12 protein-coding genes and 1 pseudogene are annotated in these 12,031 nt (G+C 70.5%); 5 read left to right on the top strand and 8 right to left on the bottom strand.

The annotated features are described in order from the left end of the window. Nucleotides 1–107 precede the first annotated feature (107 nt). On the bottom strand, nt 108–467 hold the full coding sequence (locus OG407_RS01730; RefSeq protein ID WP_405854274.1) for a nuclear transport factor 2 family protein: 360 nt from the start codon (nt 465–467) through the stop codon (nt 108–110). Between the two features lie 49 nt (nt 468–516). After that, nucleotides 517–1,347, bottom strand: coding sequence for an SDR family oxidoreductase (locus tag OG407_RS01725; RefSeq protein WP_405854272.1), 831 nt, complete (start codon nt 1,345–1,347; stop codon nt 517–519). Nucleotides 1,348–1,427: 80 nt separating this feature from the next. On the opposite strand from OG407_RS01725, the gene OG407_RS01720 reads away from it, so the two are divergent. Together OG407_RS01720 and OG407_RS01715 are read left to right on the top strand one after the other, a co-directional pair. Then, entirely contained in the window at nt 1,428–1,937 is a 510-nt protein-coding gene (locus OG407_RS01720) for a winged helix-turn-helix transcriptional regulator (protein ID WP_405854270.1), read from the top strand. A 77-nt stretch (nt 1,938–2,014) separates the two neighbouring features. Continuing rightward, nucleotides 2,015–2,431: pseudogene (locus OG407_RS01715) on the top strand (pyridoxamine 5-phosphate oxidase). 28 nt (nt 2,432–2,459) lie between these two features. On the opposite strand, the gene OG407_RS01710 reads toward OG407_RS01715, so the two are convergent. Further along, the gene (locus tag OG407_RS01710; RefSeq protein ID WP_405854268.1) at nt 2,460–3,056 is read right to left on the bottom strand and encodes an NADPH-dependent F420 reductase; all 597 of its coding nucleotides are present in this window, start codon (nt 3,054–3,056) and stop codon (nt 2,460–2,462) included. 70 nt (nt 3,057–3,126) lie between these two features. Next, nucleotides 3,127–3,966 (bottom strand): inositol monophosphatase family protein, encoded by an 840-nt coding sequence (locus OG407_RS01705; protein ID WP_405854266.1) that lies wholly within the window; start codon nt 3,964–3,966, stop codon nt 3,127–3,129. A gap of 135 nt (nt 3,967–4,101) precedes the next feature. Between OG407_RS01705 and OG407_RS01700 the strand changes: the two genes are divergently transcribed. Together OG407_RS01700 and OG407_RS01695 are read left to right on the top strand one after the other, a co-directional pair. Then, complete coding sequence (locus tag OG407_RS01700; protein ID WP_405854264.1) at nt 4,102–5,025, top strand: LysR family transcriptional regulator; 924 nt, start codon at nt 4,102–4,104, stop codon at nt 5,023–5,025. A gap of 191 nt (nt 5,026–5,216) precedes the next feature. Next, nucleotides 5,217–7,250, top strand: coding sequence for a hypothetical protein (locus OG407_RS01695; protein WP_405854263.1), 2,034 nt, complete (start codon nt 5,217–5,219; stop codon nt 7,248–7,250). A 120-nt stretch (nt 7,251–7,370) separates the two neighbouring features. On the opposite strand, the gene OG407_RS01690 is transcribed toward OG407_RS01695, so the two are convergent. The 3 genes from OG407_RS01690 to OG407_RS01680 all read right to left on the bottom strand — a co-directional run bounded on the left by OG407_RS01690 (nt 7,371) and on the right by OG407_RS01680 (nt 9,751). Continuing rightward, complete coding sequence (locus OG407_RS01690) at nt 7,371–8,993, bottom strand: cellulose binding domain-containing protein (protein ID WP_405854261.1); 1,623 nt, start codon at nt 8,991–8,993, stop codon at nt 7,371–7,373. 257 nt (nt 8,994–9,250) lie between these two features. Continuing rightward, a complete protein-coding gene (locus OG407_RS01685) occupies nt 9,251–9,391 on the bottom strand; it encodes a hypothetical protein (RefSeq protein ID WP_405854259.1) in 141 nt (46 codons plus the stop codon). Nucleotides 9,392–9,583: 192 nt separating this feature from the next. Continuing rightward, nucleotides 9,584–9,751 carry a hypothetical protein gene (locus OG407_RS01680; RefSeq protein ID WP_405854257.1) on the bottom strand — a complete coding sequence of 56 codons (168 nt, stop codon included), beginning with the start codon at nt 9,749–9,751 and terminating at the stop codon, nt 9,584–9,586. Between OG407_RS01680 and OG407_RS01675 the strand changes: the two genes are divergently transcribed. After that, a complete protein-coding gene (locus OG407_RS01675) occupies nt 9,750–10,838 on the top strand; it encodes a ricin-type beta-trefoil lectin domain protein (RefSeq protein ID WP_405854256.1) in 1,089 nt (362 codons plus the stop codon). The genes OG407_RS01680 and OG407_RS01675 overlap by 2 nt on opposite strands. Before the next feature lie 168 nt (nt 10,839–11,006). Here OG407_RS01675 and OG407_RS01670 read toward each other — a convergent pair whose 3' ends face one another. Continuing rightward, a complete protein-coding gene (locus OG407_RS01670) occupies nt 11,007–12,020 on the bottom strand; it encodes an NAD(P)H-dependent flavin oxidoreductase (protein ID WP_405854254.1) in 1,014 nt (337 codons plus the stop codon). Between the last annotated feature and the right edge of the window lie 11 nt (nt 12,021–12,031).

The following is a 12,031-nucleotide window of genomic DNA, read 5'->3' as shown; positions in this document are numbered from 1 at the left end:
CCCGTTCGCCGGGATATCGCCTCGCGGTGGGGCCGTGTCTCCCAACTCCGTTGGGCACAAGGGGTGTCGCCGATGCTCGTGGACCTCCAGGTGCCGCTGGAACGGGCTCAGGGTTCGATGACGAGATGTTCGACGAGGTCGTCGCGCAGGGTGAACCGGTAGTGGAGATCGACCGTGCCGCCGGGGAAGTCGCCTTCGAGGTGGTGGGTGGCGATGTAGTGCGCCGTGTCGGTCTCCTGAGCGTGCGTCAGTTCGGTCGTGTAGGTGTACTCGGTGGCGGCACGGTTTAGCCATCGCTCGATCGCGGCGCTCCCTCGGTAGGTGTTGCCGTCGTCGACAACGACGGCGTCGTCGGTGAACGTCGCGACCGCGGTGGCGGTGTCGTGGGCGCGTTGTGCCGCGAGGTAGCGGGTGATGACCTCCGGCAGGTCGTTCGGGGCGATGGTCCGGGGCTGGGTGTCGTGCATGACGCTCCTGTCGGTGACGGTGGGTTCGGGCGGTTGGGCGACGGTGGGTTCAGACGGTGGGTGTGGTGCCGCCGTCGATGACGTGCTCGGCGCCGACGATGGCCGAGGCGCGGTCGGAGACGAGGAAGGCGACGAGTTCGGCCACCTCCTCGGGCCGGTTGGGGCGGCCGAGCGGGATGCCTCCCAGGGACTCCATGAGCCGGCCCAGTGCCGCTTCCTGGCTGATCCCGGCTTCGTGGGCGATCCGGGCGACGAGGTGGTCGGCGGAGGAGGTCTGGATGAAGCCGGGCGAGACCGTGTTGACGCGGACGCCGTGCGGGGCGAGCTGGTTGGCCAGGCCCTTGCTGTAGGTGGACAGAGCGGCCTTGGCGGCGGCGTAGGCCAGGGTGCCGTTCCACAGCGGCAGGCGGCGCTGGATGGAGGTGACGTGCACGATCGCACCCCGGCCCGTGGCGATCATGTGCGGCACGAGCGCGCGGTCCAGGCGGACGGCGGCCAGCAGGTTCGTGTTCAGCTCCGTCGCCCACTCGTCCTCGCCGAGCGAGGCGAACCCTCCGGCCGGCGCTTTGGAGCCACCGAGGGTGTGGACCAGGATGTCCACGCCTCCCGCGCGGGCGTCCACCTCGGAGGCGACATCGGTGGCGCCCTGGGCGGTGGACAGGTCGGCGGCGATGAACGTCTTCGACTCGATGTCGTCGGGGCGGCTGCGGGCGGTGACCAGCACGGTCGCCCCGGCTTCGGAGAGCCGTCGGGCGATCGCGGCTCCCGTGCCCTTGGTGCCGCCGGTGACCAGGGCGCGTCGGCCTTCGAGGGATTCGCTGATGGACGAGGATTCACTGATGGATGCGGTCACGTCGAGTCCGTTCCCGGGCGCGGGCATGCCAGGCGCCACGCCCGTACTAACTGCTAAAATAGAAGCTACTAACTTCGACTTTAGCAGTAACTGAGAGGGTGGCCACCGTGGCAAGTCGGATCAGGCTGGAGGACCGCGAGTGCCCGCTGTCCACGACGGTGGAACACGTCGGCGAGTGGTGGACGCTGCTGATCCTCCATGACGCCTTCGACGGCTACACCCGCTTCGACCAGTTCCAGGAGAACCTGGGCATCTCCTCCAGCATGCTCACCACACGACTGAAGACCCTGGTCGCGGACGGCCTGCTGGAACGCCGGCCCTACCAGACCAATCCGGTGCGCCACGCATACGTACTCACCGAACTCGGGCGCTCCCTGCGCCCGGTGATCGTCGCCCTGGCCGCCTGGGGCAACTCCCGCCTCACGGCGGCGGAGCGCAGCATGATCCTCGTCGACGCGGAGAGCGGCGAGGAGGTCGAACCCGTCGTCGTCGACGCGAAGTCCGGCCGCCGCCTCGACGACAGTGCCGCCTACGTCTTCACCGCGGGCCCGGCGGCCAGCGGCGCGATGCGCAGCCGCTACGCGGGGCGTCCGACTGATCCCGGAGGAGAGGGATGACCTCCCGGCGGATGTCGAGATCGCGGTGACGGCTCCGTCCCCGGGGCGGATGGCGACGGCTTCCCCGGAGGACGGTCATGCGAGCGACTGAGATCACCGGGATTCTGAACCGGCCGATCAGCCGGGAGCTGCTGGCGCGTGACGTGCTCCGGCTGGCTTACGTGGCCAAGGACGGCACGCCCCGGAACGTCCCGATCGCGTTCACCTGGAACGGCTCGGGGATCGTCATGTGTACGACGAAGAACGCCCCGAAGCTCCCGGCTCTGCGGGAGAACCCGACGGTACCTGCGGATGAACGGCTCCTACGAGATGACGCCCGAGCAGCGGGTAGCGGGTAGCGGGTCGAGTGGGAGGCCGAGGTCCGCTCGCCCTACGACGGCATGGTCCGCATCGTGGTGACGCCGACATGGGTGAAGCTGATCGACTTCGAGACGACCCTGCCGAGCGCGGTGGAGGAGCTGGTCGAGCGGCGCGCCGAGCGCGAGAACGCCTGATCGGCGCAGGCCGCGCCGAGCACGTGGATCAGCGGGCGATCGAGATCGCGAAGGGCGCGAATCCGCTGGACCGGATGACGTGCGGTACGAACAGGATCGCGCCCTCGGCGGCCCGGGCCGTCTCGATCCCGCCGAGGTCCGTGATCCACTCCTGCCGCCACCCGAGGTCCACGAGAAGCCCGCGGACGACCCGCTTGGCCTCCGGGTCCGCGCCGGAGAGGAAAGCGGTGGGCGGCTGAGCGAGCGAGGAGGGCTCGGTCATCACCGAGTGGAGCATCGTGTTGAGCGTCTTGACGACGTGCGTCTCGGGCAGCGCCTCCTGAAGCTGCTCCGCGAGACTCGAACCCGGGTAGAGCAGACCGGCGGGCAGCCCGTCCGGTCCGTCGACGGTGGCGTTGGAGACATCCACGAGGATCTTGCCCCGTAGTTCCGTGCGCAGCGCGGCGAGCCGCTCCAGCGAGCCTGCGCCGGGGGTGGCGTTGATGACGATGCGCGCTGTTCGTACGGCGTCCGCGGCGGTGCCCGGCGCGCGGGTCACCACGGTCACCTCGTGCCCGGCCCGGGTGAGGGCGGTGGCCAGGCCGCCGCCGACGCGGCCGCCGCCAAGAACGGTGATGTCACTCATGTCGATCCGGTCCTTCTGTTCTCGAAAGTGATCAGTGCTCAGTGATAAGTGGGTTCAGTGGTAAGCGGGTTCAGCGGGACAGCGTGGCGACCGCGTCGGCGTGCACGTCGGGTGCGGCGGCCAGGAAACTCTCGCTCTCCGGAGTCCAGGGGCGGCCCTCGGCGTCGGAGATCCGTCCGCCGGCCTCGGTGACGAGCAGGACCCCGGGAAGCAGGTCCGCGCGGGCTCCGGCGAACTGCCAGAAGGCCTCGATCCGGCCGGCGGCCACGTTCAGCAGGTGCAGGGTGGCGGGCACGGATGTCCGCACCACGAGGGCGTCGACGAGCATCTCGGTGATCGAGGCCCCGACGCGCCGCACGACCTTCTCGTCCTCGTCCGGCCTGGCCTGGCTGGTGGCCACGATGCTCAGACCGAGGTCCGGGGTCCGGGACACGTGCAGCGGCCGGCCGTCGAGGTGGGCGCCGGCGCCCGTGAGCGCGGTGTACGTCTCGTCGGTCATCGGCAGGTGGACCACGATGAGCACCGGCTGGTTGTCGCGTACGAGAGTCGCGGTCACCGCCCACTCCGGCAGGCCGTGCAGATGGTTGACGTTGCCCTCGGCCGGGTCCACCACCCACCATTCGCCGGCCGGGAGGGCGCCGCCCGCCAACTCCTCCTCCACCCAGCGGGCGTTCGGGCGCAGGGCCGTGAGGCGGGGGCGCAGGATGTCGAGGACCGTGTCGTCGTTGGCGGCGAGCGCGCGCATCAGCTCGTCGAAGGTCCGGTAGGGGACCACGTCCCCGAAGCGGTCCCGCAGCACCGCACCCGCCGCGCGTACGGCGCTCTCGGTCCCTGCGAGCAGGTCGGCGTCGGAGGTGGTGGCGGGGCCGGCGGCTGCGGCACCCGCGGTGTCCTGGATCGATTCGGGCATGGCGGTACTCCCGTCTGAGCAGGGTGGATTGAGGTCGGCCGGGCGAGAACCTGGTTCGTCCGCGCCCGCAGTTCGAAGGTAGGAGAGGCCATCGTTAACAGCAAGTGCATGTAACGCACGGCTAGGATGACTCCCATGCAACTGGATCTGAATCTGCTCGCCGCGCTCGACGCTCTGCTGGAGGAAGGCAGCGTGGCCGGCGCCGCCGACCGCCTGCACGTCACCGCCCCCGCGATGAGCCGCAGCCTCGGCCGAATCCGGCGTACGACGGGGGATCAGATCCTGGTGCGCACCGGACGCACGATGACCCCGACGCCGTACGCGATCGCCGTGCGGGAACAGGTGCACGACCTGCTCCAGCAGGTCCGGGGCGTGCTGGCGCCGAGCCGTGAACTCGACCTCGCGACCCTCGAACGCACCTTCACGCTCCGCTGGCACGACGCGCTCGTCGCCCTCGGCGGGCCCGCGCTGCTGGCCGCCGTGCGCGAGCAGGCACCCGGCGTGCGGCTGCGCTTCATCGCGGAATCGAGCATCGACACACCGGAGTTGCGTCGCGGCGAGGTCGACCTCGCCGCGAACGCCGACCGCCCGACCGCACCCGAGATCCACGCCGACCGGGTGGCCGAGACCGAGCAGGTCGTCGTCGTGCGGCGGGGACACCCGCTCACCCGCGTCAAGACCGTCACCGCCGCGCGGTACGCCGCCGCGGAGCACATCAGCGTCTCGCGGCGCGGCAGGCTCGGAAACATCCTCGACGACACTCTCGCGCGCCTCGATCTCACACGACGTGTGGTGGTCACCGCCCCCACGGAAAGCGCCGCGTACGAGTTCGCGCGGGGCTCCGATCTCGTCGTCACCGCCCCCGGGTCCACGGCGCGTTCGGCTGCCGCGGATCTCGGCATGGTTCTGCTCCCGCTCCCGCTCGACCTTCCACCGGCCCCGGTGTACCTGTCATGGCATCAGCGCTACGACACCGACCCCGCGCACATCTGGCTACGAGATCTGGCACGGACCGCGCTGACCGGTGCGATGAGCGGAGAGGAGCAGGCGGCACGGTGACAGCCCTGCGACTTCTCCCACTGAGTACCGACGCGGTCGGAGGGGACATGACCGGTAAACGGGACAGAAACTTCTGGTCAACCAGAGGTGAATGATTTACAGCCATCAGGTGTACAACCCTTCCCCCTTTCCTCGTGTCGAACTGGCGTGCAACGGCGCCGCCGTCGCGGGAGGTCCTGTGGGGGGATTCCATGTCCATGATGGTCCGCTGGTTGTGTGCTGTCCTGCGCGTGCGCGGGAAGGCCGACCTTCTGCTGGTGTTCCTGTTCGCCACCAGCTTCGCCGCATTGCCCGTCTTCGCGCTGCTGCCGTCCGTGTGGGGCTTCGCCGTCGCGTCCGCCGTGAGCTACCTCGTGGACGAGGCCCTGCACGTCCGGGCACCCCGGTTCGTCCGCAGGCTCGCCGCGTTGCAGCTCGACCGCACCCTGCGGTTCGCCTTCCGGACGCTGATGCTGCTCGCCCTGGCCGACCGGATGGAGGCCCCGGACCGGGTGCTGGTCGCCGGACTCGCCGTCTTCGGCGCACACTTCGCGCTGATGATGCTGTTCTCGGCGGTGCATCACGCGATCAGTCGGCGGCGGGTGCTGCCGGTGGCCGTGCGCAACCTCGACATGAGCGGGTCCGGCATCCAGAAGCCGCCGCCCGCGTATCTCTACCGGCGTTTCCTGCGCAAGGTGCTGCACCTGGACCTGCCGGCCCACGCGGGGCTGCTGGCGGCGCTCGCGGCCGGGACCTGGTACCCGGCGGTCATCGGCTACACGCTGACGGCGGGGTCGGCGGTGGCGGCCGTAGTGGCCCTGCTGACGGAGTTCCGCCGGGCCCGCCGGATGCCGGCAAGGGGCGAGGTGATCGCCGAGGTCAACCGCCAACTGGCCGGCTACCGGCCCGAGGTGGCCCTGTACTTCAGCTTCGCGGCGGTGTCCCGGGATTTCATGTACCAGGTCAACATGTGGATCGAGACGCTGGAGCAGCTCGACCGGCGCCCGCTGATCATCCTGCGCGAGCAGGCCTCGTTCCGGTATCTGAGCCGCACACGGATCCCGGTCGTGTGCGTACCCAAGGCCGATGACCTGGCCGAGCTGGAACTGCCGGACGTCCGGGTCGTCCTGTACCCGGGCAACGCCGGCAAGAACGTGCACATGCTGCGCGTCGCCGAGGCCAAGCACGTCTTCATCGGCCACGGCGACAGCGACAAGCTCGCCAGCAGCAACCGTGTCAGCAAGGTGTACGACGAGATCTGGGTGGCCGGACGGGCCGGGCGGGACCGTTACCAGCGGGTGCGGCACGCCATCAGCGACGAGGCGATCGTCGAAGTGGGGCGCCCGCAACTGTCCTCGATAGGGCTGCACGCCGACCACCGGCCGGGCCCGCTGCCCGTCGTGCTGTACGCCCCCACCTGGGAGGGCTGGAGCGACGACGACTGCCACACCTCCCTCATCCCGATGGGCGTGCCCCTGGTCGAGGAACTCCTCGCGCAGAACGTACGGATCATCTACAAGCCGCACCCGCTCACGGGCCGCCGCTCTCCCGAGGCCGCCGCCGCGGACCGGGCCGTCCGGGAGCTGCTGAGCAACGACAACGAGCGACGCGAGAGACCGGAGGCGCAGGCCCTGCTCGCCGCCGGGCCGAGGCTGCGGGACATCGAGGCCCGGATCGACGAGCTGGCCGGTCGGCGCGGCGGCGACTACACGCAGCAGACCCGCGACGCGCGCGTTCCCGACCGCGGCGACACGGTCGAGTGGCACGCCCTGCACGCCGAGTGGCACCGGCTCTTCTGGGAGAGCCGCGGGGCGGTCCGGCATGAGGTGATCTCCGGCCAGTTGCCCACGCTGTACGCATGCTTCAACCAGGCGGACCTTCTCGTCAGTGATGTCTCCTCGGTGGTCGCCGACTTCGTCGCCAGCCTCAAACCGTACGTTCTGACCAACGCCCGGAATCTGCCCGACGAGGACTTCCGCGCCGCCTACACCACCGCCGGCGGCGCCTATCTCCTCGACCGCGAGTGCACCCGGCTGCCGGAGATCCTTCGCTCGGTCCGCGAGCCGCGCCACGATCCGATGGCGCCACACCGCGGTGAGTTCAAGGAGTACGTGCTGGGCGCGGACGTCCCGACCTCGATGGAGCGCTTCAACACGGCCGTCAATGCACTGGGCGACCGGGCCGCGGCGGAACGGGGCGAACACCGGGAGGACGGACACCAGGACACCGTCGGGGCTCTGTTGTAGTCGCACGATGTCCGGTTCGTGACCACGGCAACACATTGAACGTGTCCCCGGCTTGTGCGGGCCGAAGTGAGTCTCGGCCCGCACAAGCCGCTGCGTGGGGGCGCAGCTGGCCTCGCGGGGTCAGCCCGCGTAGGTCGCGAACAGTTTGGAGAACTGGTACGGGGTCTGCGGGATGTTCGTGCACTCGCTCAGGCCACCGGTGCAGGCGTTCCCGTCGCGGGTGACGTCCCAGAAGCCCAGCTCGCCCAGGTGGTTCTGGCGGGCGAAGGTGAGCACCTGCTGTGCGTCGGCGACGGTGAACACCTCGCTGGCGGTGTCGTTCTGGCCGAGCATCGGGGTGAGACCGACCATGGCCCAGGTCTGGGCGGTGGTGAGGTTCGGCCAAACCGAGGCGATCTGGGCGCGGGTCGAGGTCGCGGCCTGGATGGCGTAACTGCCCATCTTTCCGGACGGGTTGGGCGCGGCGCCGTCGCCGTAGTCCATGGCCATCAGGTTGACGGTGTCGACGTTCAGGTTGTGCGACTTGGCGGAGTTGAGAATGTAGAGGCCGTCCGCGGTCAGGCCGCTGGGCAGGACCGGGAGGGTGAGTGTGACCTTGAGGTCGCGGCCCTTGGCGCGCTGCGCGGCCTGGACGGCGGCGACGGCCGTCGAGCGCCGGTCGATCGAGGCGTGGTCGACCGTGGCGGCGCCCTCGATGTCGAAGTCCACGCGGTCCAGGGCGTAGGCGTCCACGACCTTCTGGTACTGGGCCTGGAGCGCGGTCGTGCTGGTGCAGGCGAGGGCCAGTTCGGTGCCCGCCTCGCCGCCGAAGGACGGTCGTACGTCACCGCCCATCGCGCGCAGCGAGTCGAAGTCCGCGCGGTCCCAGGCCGCGCCCGGGTCGAAGGAGTTGAACCAGCTCGCGGTGCAGCCGGTCGACCCGGCGGTGATGAAGCCGAGCGAGAACTGGCGCAGCCCGGTGGTCGTGGCGATCTGTGTGAGGTTCGGCGTCGGGTAGGCGCCGAGGTCGATGAAGGGGGCCGCCACGCCGGGTGTGGTGCCGCTGCCCGCGGTCGCGGTGAGCGTCGCGGAGTGCGCCGACTCGTTGTTGGAGTCGTCGAGCGCGGTCACCGAGAAGCTGTGACTGCTGCCGGCGAGCAGGCCGCTCACCGTGAAGGTGGTGCCGGTGCCGGAGGTGGTGGCGACGACGTTGCCGCCCTCGTAGACCCGGTAGCCGACCACACCGACGTTGTCGGTCGAGGCGTTCCAGCCCAGCGTGACGCTGCCGGGGCCGGTGGCCCGGACGGCGAGGCCGGAGGGGGTCGAGGGCGCGACGGTGTCGGCGGGGACGCCGGCGCAGGGGCCGTTGTTGATCAGACAGGCGCTCGGCGCGACGACCGAGCCGCTGTAGCTGAAGTCCATGCCGACGACGGGCGCGGAGTCACCGGGGGCGAGCGGGGCCTCCCAGGTGGGGGAGGTGATGGTGTACTGCGTCCCGCTGTGGGTGAGCGTGCCGTTCCACGAGCTGGTGACGGCCTCGGTGGCGGGCAGGGTGAAGGTGATGGTCCATGAAGTGACCGTGTGGGTCGACTTGTTGGTGACCGTGTAGCCGCCCTCGAAACCGGCACCCCAGGTGGAGGTGATGCCGAAGGAGGCGATCAGACCGGTGTTGTCGGCCGCGTGGGCGGCCGGAGCGGCGGTCGTGGCCATGCCGCCGACCATCAGGGCGGCGGTCAGTGCGGCGCGCAGCGACGCAGGTCTCATGCGGATGCTCCTCCGTGGGGCGAGGCCGCGCACGGCGTCGCGCCGGTACGCGGATTGCGGTGCCCTGCACGCCCGTCGCACGGTGGAGAGGTGCGGGTGGGGAGGAGCCGTGCGACGTGGTCAGGGCGGGGTGTGGCAGGGGGAAACCGTCGAACGGCGAGTCGTGAACTTAATCGGAAACTTTCCTTACATCTGCCTGCGTAGCGAAGCGTGGCTGGCGGCGTCGGCCGGCGTCAAGGGATCCGGGGAAGATTCGTCTAGACCAATTTCGGTTCGGTGGGCGCGAGTTGCCGCCGGAGGCGGTCGCGGACGATGTTCTCCGCGTCCGCGACGATCGCCACGATGGTGGGGACTCGGTCCCGGCAGTCGACAGCGGCGGGTTGGACAAGTTCTTCCACTCGGCGTACGGCGTGGAGAAGATGACCTTGACCCGGTGGGCGTCGGCGCCCTGTTCGGCCCTGCCGATCTGTTCGTAGCCGGCGGTGTCGGCGGTCAGAACAGCCGTGGCCCACAAGTTGGTTGATGTCCTGCGCGGCACGCCGGCGCCGTGAGCTCCCGGCGCCGGACGGCCACCGCGTGTCGCCCTTTGCCTAGGCGGTCGTGGGCACGACAGAATCGCCCTCGGGCACGAAGACGGTGATCGTCGGCGCCCGCTCGACGCCATCGCGGACCACCGCAGGCCACCACGACGTCTTCGGCACTTCGACGCCGTACCGGCCGCGCAGACATCCACCGCCCCAGTACCGGAAGGACGACATGACGGCCTCCTCCGAGGATCCGACGACGGAGGCCGCAACGGCCCGGACCGACCAGCCCGCCGCCGCGTCGCTGCCCCTGCCACGCCGGTCGAAAGGGCCCTCGGCGATCGCCGAGGCCGCCGCCGCGCAAGGGCCCGTTGCCGCCTCCGAGTCCGAGGCCGTACCCGACCCCGGGCCCGTGCTCCCGCCGCCCATGTCCGCGGTGGCGGCCGAGTTCGCGGCGCTCACCGAGCGTGCGCCGGACATCGGGACATCAGGCGGGCGTACCGATGCCCTCGCTGGGGACGTGACCGACCATCGCGTCGGCCTCACGGCCGTTCCGAGCCGGTCCGCGCCCCGACCCGCACGGCGCCGCAGGATACTGATCGCCGCCGCCACCACCGTCGGCGTTCTGCTGACCGGCGCCCTGTTCCTCATGGACGGCGACGACGGCAAGGGACGTTCGGCAGCCGGTGCCGGATCGGACACCGTCCGGGGCAGCGGACGGACCGGGGACGTGACCGACTCGTCCGATTCCGCCTCGCCGTCGGGTGAATCCTCCGCACTCGAAGCCGACGCCACCCGGCAGCCCAGCAGGCAGCCGACCCCGAAGGCCGGTTTACCGACAACTGGTGGGGCCACCGCTACCGCGAAAGGCGGTGCCAAGAACAGCGGGGCGCCGTCCGGGAGTTCCTCGTCGGCCGCCGGTTCCAGCGACACCGCCAAGGGCGTACTGATCCGGGGTCAGGGCTCCGGCCGCTGTATCGACGTCACCGGGGGCAGCTCGGCGGACAACACCCGCCTGCAGATCCGGGACTGCACGAGCGCCGCCCGGCAGAAATGGCAGTTCGCGTCGGACGGAACAGTGCGCGCCCTGGGCAAATGCATGGACGTCGACGGCGGTTCGCGGACGGACGGCGCGTGGATCAAGCTTGTCGCCTGCAACGGCACCGGGGCCCAGCGGTTCCGGCTCAATGCCGCGCACGATCTGGTCAACGTCCAGGCCGACAAGTGCGTGGACGTCACCGATGCGGGGACCGGCAACGGCGCGGAGCTGCAACTGTGGAGCTGTACCGGCGGGGACAACCAGAAATGGAGCACCGGCTGACGGCACGCCCCCAGGGGCAATGCCGTTGCTCTACCGGGCTGTTTGGCCTGGGTGGGGGGACGGACGGTGACGGTGTCGCCGGGTGTTCTGGTGGGCTGGTTCCGCAGGTGCGCCGGGTTGCCCACCCGCGACGGCACCGGACGGTGTCAGTGCCGTATGAACAACCGGTCAGCCCGCCACCGTCGGGGTCATGTCGGCCGCCGGTACGAGCTGCCGCCGGAGGCGGTCGCGGACGATGTTCTCCGCGTCCGCCACGATCGTGCGGACCACCGTCTCGCAGCTCTCCACGCTGTCGATGAGGCCCTGCGCCTGACCGGCCCACCACATGCCGCCCTCGACGTCGCCCTCACCCAGCACCCGTTGCCTGCCGCGTTTCCCGGAGGCGAGTTCGGCGACGTCGGAGAAGACGGCCCCGGGGCGCGCCCCGATGCGGGCGATGTCCTGCGAGACCGCGTTGCGCGCCACCCGGGCGGTGTTGCCGAACTCCCGGAAGACGATCTGGGTGCCGCGCTCGTCGTTCGCGACGATCCGGGCCTTCACGTTCGGGTGGACCGGCGCCTCCTCGGTCGCCTCGAACCGGGTCCCCATGTTGATCGCGCACGCCCCGAGCGCCAGGGCCGCGACGAGCCCGGAGCCGGTGGCGAAACCGCCGGACGCGATGATCGGGATACGCAGCCTGCGGGCGGCGGCCGGGATCAGGACGAGGCCGGGGACATCGTCCTGACCGGGGTGCCCGGCACACTCGAACCCGTCGATGCTGACGGCGTCGACACCCAGCGCCTCCGCCTTGAGCGCGTGCCGGACGGCCACGGCCTTGTGCACGACCTTCACCCCGGCCCGCCGGAACGCCGGCAGATGCGGTGCCGGGTTGCTGCCCGCCGTCTCCACGACCCGCACGCCCGAGTCGATGATGACGGCCCGGTAGTCGTCGTACGGCACCGGCTCGATGGTGGGCAGGATGGTGAGGTTGACGCCGAACGGCCTGTCGGTCAGTTCACGGCAGCGCGCGATCTCCCGTGCGAGCGCCTCCGGGGTGGGCTGGGTCAGCGCGCTGAGGAACCCCAGCGCGCCGGCGTTCGCGACGGCCGAGATCAGCTCGGCGGTGCCCACCGCGAGCATTCCGCCGCACACGATGGGATGTTCGACCCCGAACATCTCCGTGAACTCGTTCCGAAAGGTCATGTCACTCCTGT

The sequence above is a fragment of the Streptomyces sp. NBC_01515 genome, assembly GCF_045040345.1.
In the GTDB taxonomy this organism is placed as follows: Bacteria; Actinomycetota; Actinomycetes; order Streptomycetales; family Streptomycetaceae; genus Streptomyces.
The sequence above is the reverse complement of the archived record's forward strand: the minus strand, read 5'-3'. Positions and strand labels throughout refer to the sequence as shown.

Bases quoted from the DNA above. Each gene is read 5' to 3' on its own strand.
- OG407_RS01705 (WP_405854266.1), bottom strand. From the start codon at position 3,966: ATGCCCGAATCGATCCAGGACACCGCGGGTGCCGCAGCCGCCGGCCCC.
- OG407_RS01725 (WP_405854272.1), bottom strand. From the start codon at position 1,347: ATGCCCGCGCCCGGGAACGGACTCGACGTGACCGCATCCATCAGTGAA.
- OG407_RS01730 (WP_405854274.1), bottom strand. From the start codon at position 467: ATGCACGACACCCAGCCCCGGACCATCGCCCCGAACGACCTGCCGGAG.
- OG407_RS01670 (WP_405854254.1), bottom strand. From the start codon at position 12,020: ATGACCTTTCGGAACGAGTTCACGGAGATGTTCGGGGTCGAACATCCC.
- OG407_RS01690 (WP_405854261.1), bottom strand. From the start codon at position 8,993: ATGAGACCTGCGTCGCTGCGCGCCGCACTGACCGCCGCCCTGATGGTC.
- OG407_RS01675 (WP_405854256.1), top strand. From the start codon at position 9,750: ATGACGGCCTCCTCCGAGGATCCGACGACGGAGGCCGCAACGGCCCGG.
- OG407_RS01700 (WP_405854264.1), top strand. From the start codon at position 4,102: ATGCAACTGGATCTGAATCTGCTCGCCGCGCTCGACGCTCTGCTGGAG.
- OG407_RS01680 (WP_405854257.1), bottom strand. From the start codon at position 9,751: ATGTCGTCCTTCCGGTACTGGGGCGGTGGATGTCTGCGCGGCCGGTAC.
- OG407_RS01710 (WP_405854268.1), bottom strand. From the start codon at position 3,056: ATGAGTGACATCACCGTTCTTGGCGGCGGCCGCGTCGGCGGCGGCCTG.
- OG407_RS01695 (WP_405854263.1), top strand. From the start codon at position 5,217: ATGTCCATGATGGTCCGCTGGTTGTGTGCTGTCCTGCGCGTGCGCGGG.